We start from the raw sequence: 18,295 nt of genomic DNA, 5'->3' as shown, positions 1-18,295 counted from the left end.
GGCTCTCGGGCGGCTCAGATCTTCTGTCCGCCCGGGCCGATGCCGACGTTGACGGTGATGCGCTGCACTTCGCTGCGGCCCTGCGGGTACTTCACTTCGAGGGTCAGAACGTCGACGCCGCTGAAATCCGGCTTCGACCGGTAGAAAGCCACGAAGCCCGGCACTTCCAGCGCCAGGCATTGTTTGTAGTTGGTGGCGCTGATCTTGCCGCGCTTGATCTCCACCTTGCCATTCGCCGGTGGGGTGATCAGCCGGATCGAGGGCAGCGGGCCCGAGCTGCAATCCGGCTGGACATTGAGGTACACGCCGACCCGCACCGGCTTGCCGGCGGCGGCCCGGGCGTTGCGCTCGACCGGGGTCACGGGAGCGCCGGGGGAGGGAGCTCCGGCTGACGGAGCGGTCGCGGAAGGCGGTGCGGTCGCCGAGGGGGGCGATTGCGCCTGGGCGGCCGCGGTGCCGATCAGGGCGGCGACGGCGCAAGCGGCCGTCCGGTGGATCCAACGCATGTGCGCGTCGCGCTCGGGGCGCATCAGGCGGCCCGAACGCCGTGTCGGCAGGATGGAATGCATCGTCAGTGCGCCCCCGCAGGATGCCCGCCAACTGTGTCGCAGCCAACGGCCATCGACAACGGCAGCGAGCCGATGATGATCGCGCTCGGCAGGTCGCCGGTTGTCAGCCGGACCGACTACCGGCGCGGTCGTTCGGTCCGCACGGTACACGATCGCCGCTGCGGCGTCAGGGACTCAGTTCGGCATGCGCCGGCCGCTGCGTCATATCCCGGTCATCACGGCATCGCGATTTGATGTTCTCGCGCCCCGCTCGCAGATTGCCTCGCGAGGCTGCAATGGATCGGTTGCGGCTCCGCGGTCCGTTCGGACGTCTCGCTGCAATTTCCCAAGATGTTGCGGAGTAGAAGGATCGCGGAGGTCGCCGCCTGCGGCCGCACGCGAGCCGCCCGCTTTGCCGGCGCTCATTCGACACCACCATACAGCGCCCGCCGCGAAGCCGCGGTCAGCGGGCCGGAAGGGCGACGATGAACCAGGCGATGGCGTTCAGGCGCAGGTTTGATCGGTCATGACCGCGGACGAAGCAGGAGCCGGCGCAGCGCCGGCGAACGGTCGGCTGGACCCGCCGCACGCGCGGCCGTCGCGCCGTCCCTGGAGCCGGCGGCGGTTCGCGGCCGTGATGTGGCCGCGCCGGATCGGGTTGTTTCGACTCTGCCTGCTCGCAGTCGTGGTGGGCGTCATCACCGGCTTTGGCGCGATCGCGTTTCGGGCCTTGATTGCGCTGATCCACAACGCGGCGTTTCTCGGCGCTTTTTCGACCTATTACGACGCCAACGAATTCACCCCGGCTTCGCCTTGGGGGGCGTTGATCATCCTGGTGCCGGTGATCGGCGGTCTGGTGGTGGTCTGGCTGGTCAACAACTTCGCGCCCGAAGCGCGTGGCCACGGCGTGCCGGAGGTGATGGACGCGATCTTCTATCGCGAGGGCAAGATCCGGCCGCAGGTCGCCGCGGTGAAATCGCTGGCCTCGGCGATTTCGATCGGCACCGGCGCGGCGGTCGGCCGCGAGGGGCCGATCATCCAGATCGGCGCGTCGCTCGGCTCCTCGCTCGGCCAGCTCATCGCCCTGGCGCCATGGCAGCGGATCACGCTGGTCGCGGCCGGCGCCGGAGCCGGCATCGCCGCGACCTTCAACACCCCGATCGGCGGGGTGATGTTCGCGATCGAGCTGATGCTGCCTGAAATCAGCGCGCGCACCTTCCTGCCCGTCGCGCTGGCGACCGGTACGGCGACCTTCATCGGCCGGCTGTTCCTCGGCCTGGCGCCTGCCTTCGCGCTGCCGCAGGATCTGCTGCTGGCGGACCAGCCGACGCCGCTGACGTCGCTGCTGTGGTTCGCGCTGCTCGGCGCCCTGATGGGGCTGGCGGCGACCGCCTTCATCCGCGGCCTGTCGGCGGCCGAAACGCTGTTCGAGAAAATCAGGAACACCTACCTGCGAAACATCGTCGGCATGCTGATGGTCGGCGTCCTGCTCTACGTGCTGATGCGCAATTTCGGCCAATACTACGTCGACGGCGTCGGCTATGCGACGATCCAGGCGATCATGACCGGCGGGTTGATGCTGCCCGGGCTGCTGGCGCTGTTGTTCATCTGCAAGCTCGCCGCCACCTCGGTCAGCCTCGGCGCCGGTGCCTCGGGCGGCATCTTCTCGCCGTCGCTGTTCATGGGCGCGACGCTCGGCGGCGCGTTCGGCGCGGCGGTGGCGCTGGTCGATCCCGCGCCGGGCCTGACGGTCGCGACCGCTGGGATCGTCGGCATGGCGGCGATGGTCGGCGGCGCCACTGGCGCGGCGATGACCGCGGTGACGATGATCTTCGAGATGACCCGCGACTACGATCTGGTGATGCCGGTGATCGTCGCGGTGGCGTTGGCGATCGGCGTGCGCCGCCTGCTCAGCCGCGAGAACATCTACACCATCAAGCTGGTCGGCCGCGGCCATGCGATCCCGAAGGCGCACCACGCCAATATGTTCCTGGTCCGCCACGCGCACGAGGTGATGGATCGCAATCCGATCGTGGTCGCAGCCACGACGCCGCTCGACGACTTCCTGCGGCGCGACGATCTTCCGCAGGGGCTGGCCCATGTCGTGGTGACGCGCAGCGATCTGATCGTGGGGGCGGCCCGGATCAACACCGGATTCCGCCGCAGCAGCGCGCCGGCGTATTCAGGTGTCACGCTCGGCGATCTGGCGCAGAAGTTCACGATCGCGCGCCGCGGCGACGTAGTGTTCGACATCGTCGCCCGCATGACCCGCCGGCAAGCGTCGATGGCGATCGTCGTCGACAGCGACGGCCGTCCGCGTGCGTCGCAGGTGGTCGGCGTGATCACCAAGGAGCACGTCGCCGACTCGGTCGCCGAGAGCGTGCGGCCCTACGGCTGAGCCGGGTACCATTTGTCCGGCACCAGACTTTTCCAGCGGGGCGCCGCGGACCGCGCGAGCGGCGGGGTCAGGCGTTGCCAGTGAGGTGCAGGATCGCCTGGACCACGAACCGGCTCGATTGCGCGATGAACTGCGTCGCGACGCCGATGCCGGCCAGCGGCAGGATGAAGATCAGCCCGAGCAGGATCACCATGCCGTATGGCTCCAGCCGGTCGAGCGGGCGCGCCAGCACGCGCGGCAGGATACCGACGGCGATGCGGCCGCCGTCGAGCGGCGGGATCGGCAGCAGATTGAAGATCGCCAGCAGCACATTGATCAGCAGCGCGTTGACCAGGTTCTGCGCCAGCCATTGGCCGGCCTCGCCGGGCACATAGCCGACGACGTGGAACGCCAGGCCGGCGAGCGCCGCCAGCACCAGATTGATCCCCGGGCCGGCGGCCGCGACCAGCACCATATCCCGGCGTGGATTGCGCAGATTGCGGAAATTCACCGGCACTGGCTTGGCATAGCCGAACAGGAACGGCGACTGGACCAGCAGCAGCAACAGCGGCAGCAGCACCGTGCCGAACGGATCGATATGCTTGATCGGATTGAAACTGACCCGGCCGAGCATCCAGGCGGTGCTGTCGCCGCAGAGCTCCGCAACATAAGCGTGCGCGGCCTCGTGGAAGGTGATCGCGATCAGGAGCGGCAGCGCCCAGACCGAAACCACCAGCATCATGTTGGACAACGAACCTGTCATGTCGATCGACTCGCGCTGGGATCGATCGGTCGGCCGAGGATCCGGGAGGGGAACAGCCGAGATATAGAAGCCGGTCCGGCGCGGCGCCAGCGGCGAGGCGGCGGCTTCGGCCATCATGGACGAGATGTCATGCAGTGGCGTCTGTGGCGGGCGCTGGGCTAACCAAACGTTAACGGCGGGCGCCGGCCGCCGCCCGTGCCGGATCTGGCGCGGCGCCTGGCGGATGCCTACTTGCCGCCGATGGAACCGGTGGGAACGTCGTGCATTAGCGGTTGGCGGAGCCGATGGAACCCGAGACCGCTGCTGCTGGTTCGAGGTCGGTTTTGCGCAGAGGATTATGCCCGCCATGACGTCGCTCCCACCCCGTTCGTCGGTCCCTCCCGGTCCGGATCCCGATCCCCGGCTTCGGCAGGCGCAGCTGCAGCGGGCTCGGGGTACGGACCGGCTGCTGCGGATCGCGATCATTTGGCTGTTGCTGCTGGCGACCTTCTGGGTGGCACAGCCTTATCTCAGCGCGCTGTGGTTTTCCGCCACCGGTCCGCGGACCGTCACCGCGCGTGGTGACCTGGCGCCGGCGGAGAAAGCCACCGTCGAGCTGTTCAAGCAGGTGTCGCCCTCGGTGGTGCACGTGTTCGCGCAGGCCGCGCAGCGGGTATCGCCTTTCTTCGCGCAGCAGGAGGCGCCGGTGCAGTCCGGCTCGGGCGTGATCTGGGACGCCGCCGGCCACGTCGTCACCAACAACCATGTGGTTCAGAACGCCAGCCAGCTCGGTGTTCGAATGGCCTCGGGTGAGTTCGTCACCGCGCGCGTGGTCGGCCAGGCACCGAATTACGACCTCGCGGTGTTGCAGCTCGAACGGCCGCAGACGGCGCTGCGCCCGATCGCGATCGGCAGCTCGGAGGACCTCCAGGTCGGCCAGGCGGCTTTCGCGATCGGCAACCCCTATGGGCTCGAACAGACGCTCACCACCGGGATCGTCAGCGCGCTGCGGCGCCGGCTGCCGACGGCGGCGGCACACGAGGTCCGCGGCGTGATCCAGACTGATGCCGCGATCAATCCCGGCAATTCCGGCGGTCCGCTGCTCGACAGCGCAGGCCGGCTGATCGGGATCAACACCGCGATCATCTCCGGCTCCGGCGCGTCGGCCGGGATCGGCTTTGCGATTCCGGTCGATGCGGTCAATCGCGTCGTGACCGCCCTGATCACCAGCGGCACGGTGCCGGTGCCCGGCATCGGCATCATTGCGGCGCGCGAGAACGAGACCGCACAGCTCGGCATCGACGGCGTGGTGATCCTGCGGACCCTGCCGGATTCGCCGGCGGCCCGCGCCGGCCTCGAAGGCGCGACCAATGACGGCTACGTCCGCGACGTCATCACGGCAGCGGACGGCAAGCCGGTCCACGGCATGTCGGATCTCGCCGCGGCGCTGGAAGACGCCGGCATCGGCCGCGACGTCAAGCTGACGATCGAGCGTGACGGCCGAAGTCGCACGGTGACGGTCAAGGTCACCGACATTTCGCAACAGCGGCGCACGTAGTTCTTTAGGAGGACGAGCCGAATCTATCCGATCGGACCCCCAGCCAAGGCAACGGGTCCGATCTGTCCGGTGTCATCACTTCCACGGGGGCTAGACGAACCTCGTAGTCGTACCGGTTCCATTGTTAACCTACTCAACAATCCCCGGTGATACCCCTTTCGACGCTAAGGGGGATCCCATGAATAAATTCAACCGAATTGGCAACAAGCTCGCAGTCGCCGGCCTCGTCGGCATTGTGCTGGCGGTTGCGATGGCGGTGAACCAGCGGCTCACGGCCTCGGCGATCCAGGCGTCCAGCCAGCGCGCCGACGTTCAGGCCCAGATTTCCGAGCACGCGCTGATCGCGGAATCCGAGATGCGCAACATGCAGCTCGCGGTGCGCGGCGTCCGGCTGGCGCGCTCGACCAAGGAATTCGACACCCGGCGCAAGGAGTTCGATGCGGCCAAGACGGCGCAGGCGAAACTGATCGATGCGGTGCTGGCGCTCGCCACCGAACCGAAGGATAAAGAGCTGTTCGGCCAGATCAAGCAGATGACCGCCGACTATGCGGTCGGCGCAGACGAACAGGCCGAGCAGCAGAAGCGTGTCCTCGAGGCCAATGCCAAGCGCGTCGCGCTATCGGCCGAATGGGATGCCAAGCTCGCAGCCGCGAGCGCCTTGGTACCCGCCGACGGTCTGCCTGACAGCGTCGCCCTCGAAGCGAGCCTCCGGGAAGCTGACGGCGCGTTCGACGGCATTCAAGCGGTGGGATGGCAGTTCTTCGTCGTCGACGACAAGGACTACAAGAGCAAGCTCGACAACAACACTGCGGCGACCATCAAGGCGTTGAAGAACGCCGCCGCCGTTGCCGACTCCAAGATCAAGCCGGGGCTCGCCGAACTCGAACAGATGGTGAAGCGCTATCTCGTGCTCACCGACGAGGCGATCGCTGCCGACAAGCTCAAGAACAGCATCAGCCGCGATCGCACCGTGCCGATCGCTAACAAGGCGGCGAAACTGCTGCGGGACTCGGTGGAACAGAGCGAGCGGGCCGTTGCGGAAGCGAAGGCCAAGGCCGCCGCCGAGATCGCTTCGTCGAACACGCTGAACCTGATGTTCGGCTCGGCCATCATCCTGGTGCTGATCGGTTCGGCGGTGTTCTCGTTCCTCGGTGTGGCGCGTCCGCTGACCCGGTTGAACGACGCGCTCGGGCGGATCGCATCCGGCAAACTCGACGTCACCATCGCCGGCGCCGAGCGCGGCGACGAGATCGGCGACATCGGCAAAACCGTCCGCGTGATCCAGGCCAACGCCGAACGCAAGGCTCGCGACGAAGCCGAGGCGCGGATCGCCCAGGACGAGGCAATCGCGCGGCAGCGCAAGCAGGACATGATCAAACTCGCCGACGAGTTCGAAAGCGCGATCGGCGAGATCGTCGAGACGGTGTCGACCGCGTCGACGGAGCTGGAGAGTTCGGCCACCTCGCTGACCGGCACCGCCGAGCGTTCGGAGGAACTGGCGACCATGGTCGCCTCGGCCTCGGAGGAGGCCTCCACCAACGTCCAGTCGGTCGCCTCGGCGACCGAGGAGATGACCTCGTCGGTCAACGAAATCAGCCGGCAGGTCCAGGAATCGGCGCGGATGGCGCACGATGCCGTGGAGCAGGCGCAGCAAACCAACGACCGGGTCGAGGATCTGGCCAAGGCGGCGGCGCGGATCGGAGACGTTGTCGAGTTGATCAACAGCGTTGCGGGCCAGACCAATCTGCTTGCGCTCAACGCCACGATCGAGGCTGCGCGCGCCGGCGAGGCCGGGCGCGGCTTTGCGGTGGTGGCGGCGGAAGTGAAGGCGCTGGCCGACCAGACCGCCAAGGCCACCGACGAGATTACCCAGCAGATCGACGCAATTCAGGCGGCGACCGGACAGTCGGTGTCGGCGATCAGGGCAATCGGCGAGACGATCGGCCGGATGTCCGAGATCGCGTCGACCATTGCGGCGGCGGTGGAGGAGCAGGGCGCGGCGACGCAGGAGATATCCCGCAACGTGCAGCAGGCCGCACAAGGCACCCAGCAGGTCTCGGTCAATATCGCCGACGTTCAGCGTGGCGCCACCGAGACCGGCTCGGCGTCGTCGGAGGTGCTGTCAGCCGCCCGCTCGCTGTCGGAAGACAGCAACCGGTTGAAGGTCGAGGTCGCACGCTTTCTCAACAGCGTCCGCGCCGCCTGATTGCCCGCCACGGAGCGGCCGACGACGTGGCGGCGGAGCTGCTTCCGCCGCGCGTCGTCAAGGAACCATCGCCAGCCGCCGCCATTATCGCAAGGAAATGGAGGTGTGCATGGGTAAGGCCTACTACGACATCATCGGCAGCGATGACCGGTGGGGGATCCGTCACGACGACGATCCGACCGGCGAATATGCCAGCAAGGAAGCGGCGTTCGAAGCGGCCTGCGCCGCGGCTTCCAACGCCATCAAGTTCGGCCACGAGGTCCGGATTACCGTGCCGGGCAATGAGGGCTCGGAGACCAATCTCGGCGTCATCACCAACTGAACGTTTCCGTCTCGGTCGCGAGCGGTCGGGTGCCAGCCCGGCCGCTTTTTCGTTAGAGAAGTTCTTCTTTTCATCGAATCAGAGCTGATCCGCACCGCCTGCCACACGCACAACCTCATGGTGAGGAGGCGCGTAGCGCCGTCTCGAACCATGTGACGCAGGGAATGCGTTGCCTCATCCTTCGAGACGCCCGGCTTCGCCGCGCTCCTCAGGATGAGGACACAGTGCCTTCGGAAAGGTCGGATGGTTTCATCAAACGATGAACCGCTCTCGGAGAATTGCCGCTGTCGAGGGGATGGCGAGCCCCGCGCCATTGCCGGGAGCGAAGCGACGAAGCAATCCAGATGTTCGTGCCGGGGGCTGGATTGCTTCGCTCCGCTCGCAATGACGATTGACTTATCCGTAACGGTCTTACGCCACCTTCGACAGCGGTGTCGCAGCAGCGGTCTGGTCGGTCACCTCGTGAGTGATCACTTCGAAGTTCAGCAGGTTGGTGACGCCGAACGAGGTGGAGATCGCCACATCGGCGGCGTCGCGGCCGCGGGCGATGACGATGCGGCCGATCCGCGGCGTGTTGTGGCGCGCGTCGAAGGTATACCAGCGGCCGTCGAGATAGACTTCGAACCACGCGGAGAAATCCATCGGCGCCGGGTCTACCGGCACGCCGATATCGCCGAGATAACCGGTGCAGTACCGCGCCGGAATGTTCATGCAGCGGCACAGCGCGACCGCAAGATGCGCGAAATCGCGACAAACGCCGATCTGCTCGGCGTGACCTTCCGAGGCGGTGCGATCGTTGCGGGCGAACTGATAGCCGAAGGTGATGCGATCGTGGACGTAGTCGACGATCGCCTGCACCCGTTCCCAGCCGGAACTGATGCCGCCGAACAGCGACCAGGCGAGGTTCGACAGCTTGTCGGTGTCGCAATAGCGGCTGCCGAGCAGATACACCATCACCTCGTCCGGCAGCTCGGCCACCGGGATCTGGCGGGCGCCGGGGGCGACCTCGTCGGGCAGGCCGGAATCCTCGATCAGGAAGTCGTTGCTGATATCGATCCGGCCGGGCGGCGCGACGATCCGGGTGCAGACATTGCCGAACATGTCGGTGAAGTCGCGCGCGGGCAACTCCGGTGCAAACTTGATGACGTGCTCGCCGATCACATGCCGGGCCCGCGACGGATGCACGCTGAGCAGCAGATTGATCGGCGTTTCCTGGAAGCAGTGGAAAGCGATGTTGTACCCCGCGCGAATGATCACCTGAAAAGCTCCGTTGCTGATCGAGAAAGGGCCGATCGCAAGCGGCCCTGCTGGGTTCTCAATCGCGGAACGAAGCTGGTGTTCCCGGTAAGTTGCGGAAACGGTTGCGCAAATTAGTGGCAGCACGCCGTCAGATAGGGACGGCGTGCCACGGTCTAGTCGCTGAGCCCGAACAGCAGCATGGATCGCGCGGTCACCTGGTACACCTCCCCGCAGGCGAACTGTTCCCCCGGAGCGCCGTCGGACAGATTGGTATCGATCAGCAGCGACCATTGCGAACCGTGCGGAACCTCCGGCAGGGTGAACTCGACCACACCATCGAAGCTGTTGAGCACCAGCAGCACGGTGGCGTCCTCGCCGTGCCGGCGGATGCCGGTGGTCTGGGCGCGGCCGTCGAGCAGCATGCCGAAGCATTTGACATTGGAGTCGTCCCAATGCTCCTGCTGCATCTCGCCGCCATTGGCGTTGATCCAGGTGACGTCGCGAACGTCGAGGGCCTCGTCGTATTGCCCGGTGAGGAACCGGCTGCGTCGCAGCGTCGGAGTGGTCCGGCGCAGTTCGATCAGCCGCTGTGTGAAGGCGCGCAGTTGCTGCGCGGCTTCATCGTGATCCCAATGCACCCAGGAGATTTCATTGTCTTGGCAGTAGGCGTTGTTGTTGCCGTTCTGGGTCCGGCCGAACTCGTCGCCCGCGAGCAGCATCGGCGTGCCTTGGGCGAGCAGCAGCGTCGCCAGCATGTTGCGCTTCTGGCGTTCGCGCAAGTCGAGGATCGTTTCGTCGTCGGTGGGACCTTCCGCGCCGCAGTTCCAGGAACGGTTGTCGGAATGGCCGTCGCGATTGTCTTCGCCGTTGGCCTCGTTGTGCTTGTCGTTGTAGCTCGCCCAGTCGTTCAGCGTGAAGCCGTCGTGCGCGGTGATGAAGTTCACGCTCGCCCAGGCACGGCGGCCCTGGCGGTTGAACACATCGCCGGAGGCCGACAGCCGCGGTGCCAGCGCGGCAGCCGACGCTTCGCCGCGCCAATAGTCGCGCACGGTGTCCCGGAATTTGTCGTTCCACTCCGCCCAGCCGGGCGGGAAGCCGCCGACCTGATAGCCGCCCGGGCCGCAGTCCCAAGGTTCGGCGATCAGCTTGACCGAGCTCAGCAGCGGATCCTGCATCACCGATTTCAGGAACCCGCTCTGCTCGTCGAAGCCGTAATGCTCGCGCGCCAGGATGGTGCCGAGATCGAAACGGAAGCCGTCGATGTGCATCTCGCCGGCCCAGTAGCGCAGGCTGTCGGTGACCATCTGGATCACACGCGGATGCGACAGGTTGACGGTGTTGCCGGTGCCGGTGTCGTTGATGTAGTAGCGCTTCTGCTCCGGCAGCAGCCGATAGTAGCTGGCGTTGTCGATACCCTTGAACGACAGCGTCGGCCCGAGCTCGTTGCCTTCGGCGGTGTGGTTGTAGACCACGTCCAGAATCACGGCGAGCCCGGCGTCGTGCAGCCGCGCCACCATCTCCTTGAACTCGCGCAGGCTGTTGGGCACGTCGGCGGCGTAGCGGGGATCGGGGGCGAAGAACCCGATGGTGTTGTAGCCCCAATAATTCACCAGGTTCTTGTCGAGCAGATAGCTGTCGTTGACGAAGGTGTGGATCGGAAGCAGTTCGACGGCGGTGATGCCGAGCGAGGAAATGTAGTCGACCACGGGCTTGGTGCCGAAGCCCGCATAGGTGCCGCGCAGATCCTCGGGCACCTCCGGATGCAGCTTCGTGAAGCCCTTGACGTGGGTCTCGTAGACGATGGTCTGGTCCCACGGCACGAATTTGCGGCCCGGCTCGCCCCTCCAGTCGAAGTCCGGATCGACCACCACGCATTTCGGAACGAACCGGGCGCTGTCGCGCTCGTCGAAGGTGGTGTCGTCACCGCTCTCCATCACGTAGCCGAACACGGCCGGATCCCAGGTCAGCGAGCCGGCATGGGCTCGCGCGTAGGGATCGAGCAGCAGCTTGTTCGGATTGAAGCGGTGTCCGTTCTCCGGCTCGTACGGGCCGTAGACGCGATAGCCATAGAAAGTGCCGGGACCGACGTCCGGGATGTAACCGTGAAACACCTCGTCGGTGTATTCGGGGAGCTCGATGCGGCGCTCGGTGTCGCCGTCGAACAGGCAGACCTCGACCTTGGTGGCGTTCGCCGAGAACAACGCGAAGTTGGTGCCATTGCGGTCCCAGCAGGCACCGAGCGGAAACGGCAGGCCTTCGCGCACGGTCGAGGAGTCGTTCACGACCTGATAGGGTGCCGGCTGCGGCTTGGCCGGGGCCTTGGGCTCGGCGGTGGTCTCCGCCGGCGGCGCGAGGGTTTCGGTGACGTCGGTCATCGACCGCCCTCCGCCGCGAGAGGGGCGGGGCGAGCGCGGCGGGCGCGCCCGAACAGGAAACACGCCGATCTAGTCGTCATTGATTTAAGTCCCCCATACGGTCTTTACCGACAATGCGGGAAGCCGGAATCCGGTTCCCATCGGTCCGGAGGTCGGTGCCCGTCCATCTTGATCAGGTCGGGCCCCGCGGGGGCCGGTCAATCGTGCCGCCGTTCTACACCGAGGTGAAAGACACGGCGGTGACGGCCCGGCACGATGATCCGGCCGGGCCGCAGAACGTCGCTTCGCGTCCGTTACTTGGCCGACTTGGACTGCGAGGTGGTGTTGGTGCGATCACGCTCCAGCTGCTTGGCCATCTGCAGATGGTGTTGCAGCTTCGGCAGCGTGGTGCCGGCCCAGTTTTTCAGCGCGTCGTTGTCGCCGCCCTTGGCGTAGCGTTCGAACAGCGACACCGCGTTTTCGTGGGCCTCGACCTGCTGCTCGTCGAAGGTCTCGCTGAACTCGGCGCCGTTGGCGTTCTTCAGCTTGTCGAGCTTGTCCTGGTGGGCCGAATCCAGCGCGGTCGGAAGCTCGGCCTTGACCTTGCCGTCCGAGACCAGCGACTTCAGCTCGCTCGAAGTCTTGGTGTGGTCCGTGATCATCTGCTTGGCGAACGCCTGCTCGGCGGCGTTGCCCTTACGTTCGGCGAGCTGGTTCGACTGGATCTCGAACATGTCGCTGATCGCAACCTGCTTGACGAAATCCGCGGTGGACGGCGAGACTCCGAGCACCGAGTTGATACCGGTTTTCTCGGTGACCGATTGCGCCAGCGCCGGGCTTGCGATCAGCAGGCAGCCGAGAACGAGTGCGGTACGGTTCATGATGTGGTTTCCTTTCAGCTTGCGGCTTTGCGGTTGACGCCCTTGCGGAGCGCCACGGTGTTGAGCTTGGTGTTGGCCGCCTTTTCCTCGTTGAGATTGGTGGTCAGGAAGCGCACGATGTCGTCGTGACCGAGCTCCTCGGCCCAGGCGATCAGCGTGCCGTAGCGGGCGATCTCGTAGTGCTCGACCGCCTGCGCGTTCGCCACGATGGCGGCGTCGAGCACGGTCTTGTCGGCGATCTCGCCGGCAGTTTCGTCGGCTTCCTTGATCAGGCCGTCGATCGCCGGGCAGTTGATCCCCGACGGCTTCTCGCCGAGCTTCTTGAACACCTGATCGAGCCGCTCGATCTGCTTCTGCGTCTCTTCCAGATGCGCCTTCAGGCCCTGCGACAGGTCGCGATTGGTGGCCTGCTCGATCATCTTCGGCAGCGCCTTGGTGATCTGCTGCTCGGCGTAATAGATGTCGCGGAGGCCGTGCAGCAGCAGGTCCTCCATCGTCTGAATGTCCTTGCTGAAGAATCCCATCGTCGCCTCCGCTCCAATCATCCGCCTCCTGCGGCTGGACCGGAAAACCAGGGACAACCGATTCTGTTCCGCCGGCGCTGAAGCGCGCGTGGAGGTGGCGGCTGAAAGGGCGGGCGCCGAGCAGCCGGCGGAGGGCGGGCGGTGGGGCCACGAAGTTGCGGTGCGCCAGCGAGAGGAGTTGAGAGGCCGCGCCTAACGTGTTACGGGGGCTGCATTGCGGGTGTAGCTCAATGGTAGAGCAGCAGCCTTCCAAGCTGAATACGAGGGTTCGATTCCCTTCACCCGCTCCAGCGATTTCAATGGGTTAGGGTCCGTAGCCGGGTGGCGATGAGTGGCCCTCGGATCGTGAGCCGATCGCCATCAGGCAAGCCGCGCGGGCCTCAGCCTGCCGAATCTCTCGCGGCATCTGGATGGATGCTCGGGTCAGCTCACGCTGCCGGGCTTCGTCACATCACCACCACCACTTTGCCGACGGCGCTGCGCTCGGCGAGGCGCTGGATCGCACGACCGCCGTCGGCAAGCGCGAATTCTGCGGTGATGCCGGACGACAGCAGGCCTTCGGCGTACCAACGCTCGAGCTGGCTCTTGTTGTCGCGGAGCGCCTCCGGCTGGGTCAGCGTGAAGGTCCGCCAATTGACGCCGAGCACGTCGCAGTTCTTCAGCAGCGGGAGATTGAGCGGCAGCGACGGAATGCCGGCAGTGAAGCCGAGCACGACGTAGCGGCCGCCATCGGCGATGCAGCGAATCGCCGGGTCCGTCAGCCAGCCGCCCACCGGATCGATCACCACGTCGGCTCCGCCGCCGACCGCCTCCTTGAAGCGCTGTCCGACCGCCTTGCGGTCCTGCGGGGTGTCGGTCGGATACAGCACACCACCGGTGGCGCCGTGGGAGCGGGCGAAGGCCAGCTTCTCCTCGGAGGAGGCCGCCGCGATCACCGTTGCGCCGAGATTGCGCGCGACCTGCACCGCGGCGATGCCGACGCCGCCACCGCCGCCGAGGATCAGCGCGGTTTCACCCGGCTGCAACCCTGCGCGGTTGCGCAGCGCGTACAGCGCGGTTTCGAAGGTGAACTGCATCACCGCGGCGTCGACGAACGACATCCCGTCCGCAATCGGAGCACAGCGCCCGACGTCGACGGCGACGGCTTCGGCCATGCCGCCGGTGCCGATCCGCGCCGCGACGCGGTCGCCGACCGCGAATTCGTCAACTTCAGCTCCGAGCGAGGTCACCACGCCGGCGATCTCCGCGCCCGGCGCGAACGGCCGTGCAGTCTTGACCTGATACAGGTCCTGGATGGTCAAAAGATCCGGATAGTTGACGCCACACGCCTTCACCGCGATCACCACTTGGCGGGGGCCCGCGACCGGCTCGGCGACGTCAAGCAGTTTCAGGCTGTCCGGGCCTCCCGGCTCGCAACTCAGCAACGCGCGCATGGCTCCGCCTCCTTGATGGCTCACCACCCCGGCATCTATCTCCGCCACCGGTGATGCAATGACCGGATCGCCCGTTTGCGTTGGCCGTCGGCTCCAGTTCGGCGCTGGCGGCCGTGCGGGCGGGTCGCTAACATGCCGGCCATGCCGCACATTGCCAAACGCCCGCGCCGAACCCTTCGTGGCGCCACATCCCGCTCTGCGATCGATACCGGCTATGTCGGGCTGATCCTCAGCGGGGTGCGCGAGGCGGGATACGATATCGACAAATTGCTGGCGCGCGCCGGGATCGCCGCTGACCAGCTCGACGAGCCGGGCGCGCGGCTGCCGCAGGAGCAATTCGCGCGGATGATCGCCACCCTGACACGGGTAACGCGCGACGAGATGTGGCTGCTCGGCAGCCGACCGATCAAGCCCGGCACCTTCCGGATGATGTGCCGGCTGCTGATCCACTGCGCCAATCTGCGCGAAGCGATCCGGATCGGCTGCCAGTTCTATCATCTGGCGGTCGACGATTTCGTCGTGCGGCTCGCCGAAGGCGAGCACGATGCCTCGGTCTACGTTACTGACACGATCGGGCAGCCGAAGCGCCGCCGCATGGTGAACGGTGCGATCCTGATGTTCACCTACGGTTTGATGTGCTGGCTGGTCGGCCGCCGGCTGCCGCTGATCACGGTGCACTACGTGTTCCCGGAGGAGGCGTTCAGCTCCGAACTCGAGCCGGTGTACCAGGTGCCGATGCTGTTCGATCAGCCGCGCACCGAGATCAGGTTCGACGCCGAACTGCTCGATCTGCCGATCATGCCCGATGAACAGCGGTTGCGGCGGTTCCTCGCCTCGATGCCGAGCGCGCTGCTGGTGCGCTATCGCGACGACGCCAGCGTCGCCGAACGCGTCCGCGGTCTCCTGCGCCGCAATCTGAAGCGACCGCTGTCGCTGGAAGACGTCGCCGCCATGCTGGCAATGTCGCCGCAGACGCTGCGGCGTCGCCTGCTCGACGAACAGCAGGTCGGGTTTCAGGAGATCAAGGATCAGGTGCGGCGCGATGTGGCCACCCACATGCTGAAGAAATCGCGGCTGTCGCTGGAGGAGATCGCGCTGTCGCTCGGCTTTTCCGAACTCAGCACCTTCCACCGCGCGTTCCGGCGTTGGACCGGGCTGGCACCCGGCGAATTTCGCGACCGCTCCGCACAGGCCTCCGGGACGGCGTAGGATTCCGCCAACCGAAATGGCGCGCACGGTCATTCAGCCGAGCCGCGTTTGACCGGATACTCCCCGCAACTGGCCCATCAGAGCCGCCAACGGGGAAGAGATGCCGATTCTAAGACAATGGGCCGAGCGCCATCCCGACAAGATTGCCACCCGGATCGCATTCGGTGACGACACCATCAACTATCGGGAGCTCGATCGCCGCGCCAACGCAGTCACGCAGCTGCTGATGTGGATGGGCCTGTCGGCCGGCGACGGCATCGCCGTGCTGCTCGACAACGATCTGCGCTATTTCGAGCTGCTGTGGGGCGCGCGGCGCCATGGCGTGTACTACACCCCGGTCTCGACGCATCTGAAGCCGGAGGAGGCCGCCTATATCGTCCGTGACAGCGGCGCCAAGCTGCTGTTCGTCGGGGCGCGCTTCGGCGAGGTGATGCGCGCGCTCGCCGCCGACAATCCGCACGGCTGCACCATCATCGTGATCGGCGACGAGGTCGTCGGCGGGCTGGACTACGCCCGCGAGTTGACGCGATTCGACCGCATGATCGAGATCCCGGACGGGCCGGTCGGCAAGGACTTCTTCTATTCGTCCGGCACCACCGGCAAGCCGAAGGGCATCAAGCAGCCGCTGTTCGCCAATCTGCGTCAGGCGCAGGCCTCCGGCGATTGGGTGCGGGAGAATTTCGGCTTCGACGACGACACCGTGTATCTGTCGCCGGCGCCGCTGTATCACGGCGCACCGCTGCGCTTCACCATGCGGACGCTGGAGAGCGGCGGCACCGCGGTGGTGATGACGAAGTTCGCCGCCGAGCAGGCGCTGGCGGCGATCGAACGCTATCGCATCACCCACAGCCAGTGGGTCCCGACCATGCTGTTCCGGTTGCTGGCGCTGCCGGACGACGTCCGCGCCAGCTACGACCTGTCGTCGCACGCCTGCGCCATCCACGCCGCCGCGCCGTGCCCGCCGGAACTGAAGGAGCGGATGATCGCCTGGTGGGGACCGATCGTGTGGGAATACTACGCCGGCTCGGAGCGCAACGGCGCCACCTGTATCTCCAGCGCCGACTGGCTCAGCCATCGCGGCTCGGTCGGGCGGGCCTGCGTCGGCACCATCCACATTCTCGACGAGGATCACAACGAACTTGGACCCGGCGAGATCGGCGACGTGTATTTCGACGGGCCGAGCTTCGTCTATCACAACGATCCGGACAAGACCGCGCGGTCGCGCAACGCGCTCGGCTGGTCGACGATCGGCGACGTCGGCTATCTCGACCAGGACGGCTTCCTGTATCTCACCGACCGCCGCTCGCACATGATCATCTCGGGCGGCGTCAACATCTATCCGGCCGAGATCGAGAACTGCCTGGCACTGCATCCGCTGGTCGCCGACGTCGCGGTGTTCGGCGTCCCGAACGTCGAGTACGGCGAAGAGGTCAAGGCGGTGGTCCAGCTCAAGGATCCGTCGCTGGCGACGCCAAGGCTGGCGCAGGACCTGATGGCGTTCTGCCGCGAACAGCTCTCTCACGTGAAGTGCCCGCGATCGATCGACTTCGAAACCGAACTGCCTCGCCAGGAGAACGGCAAGCTGTTCAAGCACGTGCTGAAGCGGCGCTATCTGCAGCCCGCCTGAATCAATCCTTCCTCCACCAGCGACAGGACAACACCATGAACAAGCTGATTGCAGCGGCATGCGCCGCGGCATGCGTCGCCGTGTCCGCGGCTGCGCATGCCGACGCCAAGAACTACGGGCCCGGCGTCACCGACACCGAGGTGAAGATCGGCCAGACCATGCCGTACAGCGGTCCGGCGTCGAGCTTCGCGGCGATCGGCCGGGCGATGACGGCATATTTCGAGAAGCTCAACGCAGAAGGCGGCGTCAACGGCCGCAAGATCAACCTGATCTCGCTCGACGACGGCTACAGCCCGTCCAAGGCGGTCGAGCAGACCCGCCGGCTGGTCGAGAGCGACGAGGTGCTGGCGATCGTCGGCACTTTCGGATCGCCGACCAATTTCGCGATCCAGAAGTATCTCAACGTCAAGAAGGTGCCGGGCCTGTTCCTCGGCACCGGCGCCAACCGGGTGTCGGAGCCGAAGACCTATCCGTGGTCGATGGGCTGGCAGCCGAACAACCACGCCAAGGGCGTGATCTACGCCAAATATCTGCTCAAGGAGCGGCCGAACGCCAAGGTCGCCGTGCTGTATCAGAACGACGATTTCGGCCGCGACTATGCCAAGGGTTTCCGCGACGGTCTCGGCGACAAGGCCGACTCCATGATCCTCAAGGAGCTCAGCTACGAGGTCACCGAGCCGACGGTGGATTCGCAGATCTTGCTGCTGAAGTCGACCGGCGCCGACGTGTTCCTGAACATCTCGACGCCGAAGTTCTCGGCGCAGGCGATCAAGAAGATGACCGAGACGAAATGGGAGGCGCTGCATCTGCTGAGCGACGCCGCCGGCTCGATCTCCAGCACGCTGGTGCCGGCTGGGCTGGAGAACTCCAAGGGCGTCATCACGGTCGCGTTCCGCAAGGACCCGAACGACCCGGTCTGGGCCAACGATCCCGGCATGAAGCAGTACCTTGACTTCATGAAGCAATACATGCCGAACGCCGATCCTTCGGAGACCTATTATGTGTTCGGCTATGCCACGGCTCAGACCTTTGAGCATGTCTTGAGGGCGTGCGGCGACAATCTGACCCGTGAGAATCTGATGAAGCAGGCCGCCAGCATCAAGGATCTGGAACTGCCGATCCTGCTCCCCGGCATCAAGCTCAACACCAGCGCCACCCATTACACCCCGATGAGCCAGGAGCAGTTGATGCAGTTCGACGGGACGAGGTGGAAGCCGATCGGAACCGTGATCGACGCCGAGAAGTAGGCCGACGAGAGATCCGCAAACAACAACG

The 18,295-nt window shown here is 65.9% G+C and carries 14 protein-coding genes and 1 tRNA gene; 8 read left to right on the top strand and 7 right to left on the bottom strand.

Features of this window, described 5'->3' with window-relative positions:
• Positions 1-14: 14 nt before the first annotated feature.
• Positions 15-506, bottom strand: a complete 492-nt coding sequence (locus DWA33_RS02075) for a hypothetical protein (protein ID WP_430707855.1) — start codon at positions 504-506, stop codon at positions 15-17.
• Between the two features lie 568 nt (positions 507-1,074).
• On the opposite strand from DWA33_RS02075, the gene DWA33_RS02065 reads away from it, so the two are divergent.
• Entirely contained in the window at positions 1,075-2,946 is a 1,872-nt protein-coding gene (locus tag DWA33_RS02065; protein ID WP_244601175.1) for a chloride channel protein, read from the top strand.
• Positions 2,947-3,013: 67 nt separating this feature from the next.
• Here the strand turns inward: DWA33_RS02065 and DWA33_RS02060 are convergent, their stop codons facing one another.
• Positions 3,014-3,688 carry a site-2 protease family protein gene (locus DWA33_RS02060; RefSeq protein WP_114356584.1) on the bottom strand — a complete coding sequence of 225 codons (675 nt, stop codon included), beginning with the start codon at positions 3,686-3,688 and terminating at the stop codon, positions 3,014-3,016.
• Between the two features lie 346 nt (positions 3,689-4,034).
• Between DWA33_RS02060 and DWA33_RS02055 the strand changes: the two genes are divergently transcribed.
• From DWA33_RS02055 to DWA33_RS02045, 3 genes are all read left to right on the top strand, one after another.
• Positions 4,035-5,225: a S1C family serine protease gene (locus DWA33_RS02055; protein WP_114356444.1), complete on the top strand. Its 1,191-nt coding sequence runs from the start codon at positions 4,035-4,037 to the stop codon at positions 5,223-5,225.
• Positions 5,226-5,403: 178 nt separating this feature from the next.
• Positions 5,404-7,431 carry a methyl-accepting chemotaxis protein gene (locus DWA33_RS02050; protein WP_114356443.1) on the top strand — a complete coding sequence of 676 codons (2,028 nt, stop codon included), beginning with the start codon at positions 5,404-5,406 and terminating at the stop codon, positions 7,429-7,431.
• A gap of 109 nt (positions 7,432-7,540) precedes the next feature.
• Positions 7,541-7,753, top strand: coding sequence for a hypothetical protein (locus tag DWA33_RS02045; protein WP_114356583.1), 213 nt, complete (start codon positions 7,541-7,543; stop codon positions 7,751-7,753).
• A 411-nt stretch (positions 7,754-8,164) separates the two neighbouring features.
• Here DWA33_RS02045 and DWA33_RS02035 read toward each other — a convergent pair whose 3' ends face one another.
• From DWA33_RS02035 to DWA33_RS02020, 4 genes are all read right to left on the bottom strand, one after another.
• A complete protein-coding gene (locus DWA33_RS02035; protein WP_114356442.1) occupies positions 8,165-9,010 on the bottom strand; it encodes a transglutaminase-like domain-containing protein in 846 nt (281 codons plus the stop codon).
• Positions 9,011-9,165: 155 nt separating this feature from the next.
• Positions 9,166-11,367, bottom strand: a complete 2,202-nt coding sequence (gene glgX, locus DWA33_RS02030) for a glycogen debranching protein GlgX (protein WP_114356441.1) — start codon at positions 11,365-11,367, stop codon at positions 9,166-9,168.
• Between the two features lie 293 nt (positions 11,368-11,660).
• Positions 11,661-12,227, bottom strand: a complete 567-nt coding sequence (locus tag DWA33_RS02025; RefSeq protein ID WP_114356440.1) for a DUF4142 domain-containing protein — start codon at positions 12,225-12,227, stop codon at positions 11,661-11,663.
• 14 nt (positions 12,228-12,241) lie between these two features.
• Positions 12,242-12,751, bottom strand: a complete 510-nt coding sequence (locus DWA33_RS02020; RefSeq protein WP_114356439.1) for a YciE/YciF ferroxidase family protein — start codon at positions 12,749-12,751, stop codon at positions 12,242-12,244.
• A 216-nt stretch (positions 12,752-12,967) separates the two neighbouring features.
• Between DWA33_RS02020 and DWA33_RS02015 the strand changes: the two genes are divergently transcribed.
• Positions 12,968-13,041: transfer RNA gene (locus tag DWA33_RS02015), tRNA-Gly, on the top strand.
• A gap of 156 nt (positions 13,042-13,197) precedes the next feature.
• Here the strand turns inward: DWA33_RS02015 and DWA33_RS02010 are convergent.
• A complete protein-coding gene (locus tag DWA33_RS02010) occupies positions 13,198-14,184 on the bottom strand; it encodes an NADPH:quinone oxidoreductase family protein (protein WP_114356438.1) in 987 nt (328 codons plus the stop codon).
• A gap of 141 nt (positions 14,185-14,325) precedes the next feature.
• On the opposite strand from DWA33_RS02010, the gene DWA33_RS02005 reads away from it, so the two are divergent.
• The 3 genes from DWA33_RS02005 to DWA33_RS01995 all read left to right on the top strand — a co-directional run bounded on the left by DWA33_RS02005 (position 14,326) and on the right by DWA33_RS01995 (position 18,267).
• Positions 14,326-15,393: an AraC family transcriptional regulator gene (locus DWA33_RS02005; protein ID WP_167443102.1), complete on the top strand. Its 1,068-nt coding sequence runs from the start codon at positions 14,326-14,328 to the stop codon at positions 15,391-15,393.
• A 100-nt stretch (positions 15,394-15,493) separates the two neighbouring features.
• Positions 15,494-17,020, top strand: coding sequence for an acyl-CoA synthetase (locus DWA33_RS02000; protein ID WP_114356436.1), 1,527 nt, complete (start codon positions 15,494-15,496; stop codon positions 17,018-17,020).
• Positions 17,021-17,055: 35 nt separating this feature from the next.
• The gene (locus tag DWA33_RS01995; RefSeq protein WP_114356435.1) at positions 17,056-18,267 is read left to right on the top strand and encodes an ABC transporter substrate-binding protein; all 1,212 of its coding nucleotides are present in this window, start codon (positions 17,056-17,058) and stop codon (positions 18,265-18,267) included.
• Positions 18,268-18,295: the final 28 nt, after the last annotated feature.

This window comes from Rhodopseudomonas pentothenatexigens, assembly GCF_900218015.1.
Lineage (GTDB): Bacteria > Pseudomonadota > Alphaproteobacteria > Rhizobiales > Xanthobacteraceae > Rhodopseudomonas > Rhodopseudomonas pentothenatexigens.
This window is presented reverse-complemented; position numbering and strand designations above follow the sequence as displayed.

Bases quoted from the DNA above. Each gene is read 5' to 3' on its own strand.
- DWA33_RS02025 (WP_114356440.1), bottom strand. From the start codon at position 12,227: ATGAACCGTACCGCACTCGTTCTCGGCTGCCTGCTGATCGCAAGCCCG.
- DWA33_RS02020 (WP_114356439.1), bottom strand. From the start codon at position 12,751: ATGGGATTCTTCAGCAAGGACATTCAGACGATGGAGGACCTGCTGCTG.
- DWA33_RS01995 (WP_114356435.1), top strand. From the start codon at position 17,056: ATGAACAAGCTGATTGCAGCGGCATGCGCCGCGGCATGCGTCGCCGTG.
- DWA33_RS02055 (WP_114356444.1), top strand. From the start codon at position 4,035: ATGACGTCGCTCCCACCCCGTTCGTCGGTCCCTCCCGGTCCGGATCCC.
- DWA33_RS02000 (WP_114356436.1), top strand. From the start codon at position 15,494: ATGCCGATTCTAAGACAATGGGCCGAGCGCCATCCCGACAAGATTGCC.
- DWA33_RS02010 (WP_114356438.1), bottom strand. From the start codon at position 14,184: ATGCGCGCGTTGCTGAGTTGCGAGCCGGGAGGCCCGGACAGCCTGAAA.
- DWA33_RS02065 (WP_244601175.1), top strand. From the start codon at position 1,075: ATGACCGCGGACGAAGCAGGAGCCGGCGCAGCGCCGGCGAACGGTCGG.
- DWA33_RS02005 (WP_167443102.1), top strand. From the start codon at position 14,326: ATGCCGCACATTGCCAAACGCCCGCGCCGAACCCTTCGTGGCGCCACA.
- DWA33_RS02050 (WP_114356443.1), top strand. From the start codon at position 5,404: ATGAATAAATTCAACCGAATTGGCAACAAGCTCGCAGTCGCCGGCCTC.
- DWA33_RS02075 (WP_430707855.1), bottom strand. From the start codon at position 506: ATGCGTTGGATCCACCGGACGGCCGCTTGCGCCGTCGCCGCCCTGATC.
- glgX (WP_114356441.1), bottom strand. From the start codon at position 11,367: ATGACCGACGTCACCGAAACCCTCGCGCCGCCGGCGGAGACCACCGCC.
- DWA33_RS02045 (WP_114356583.1), top strand. From the start codon at position 7,541: ATGGGTAAGGCCTACTACGACATCATCGGCAGCGATGACCGGTGGGGG.
- DWA33_RS02060 (WP_114356584.1), bottom strand. From the start codon at position 3,688: ATGACAGGTTCGTTGTCCAACATGATGCTGGTGGTTTCGGTCTGGGCG.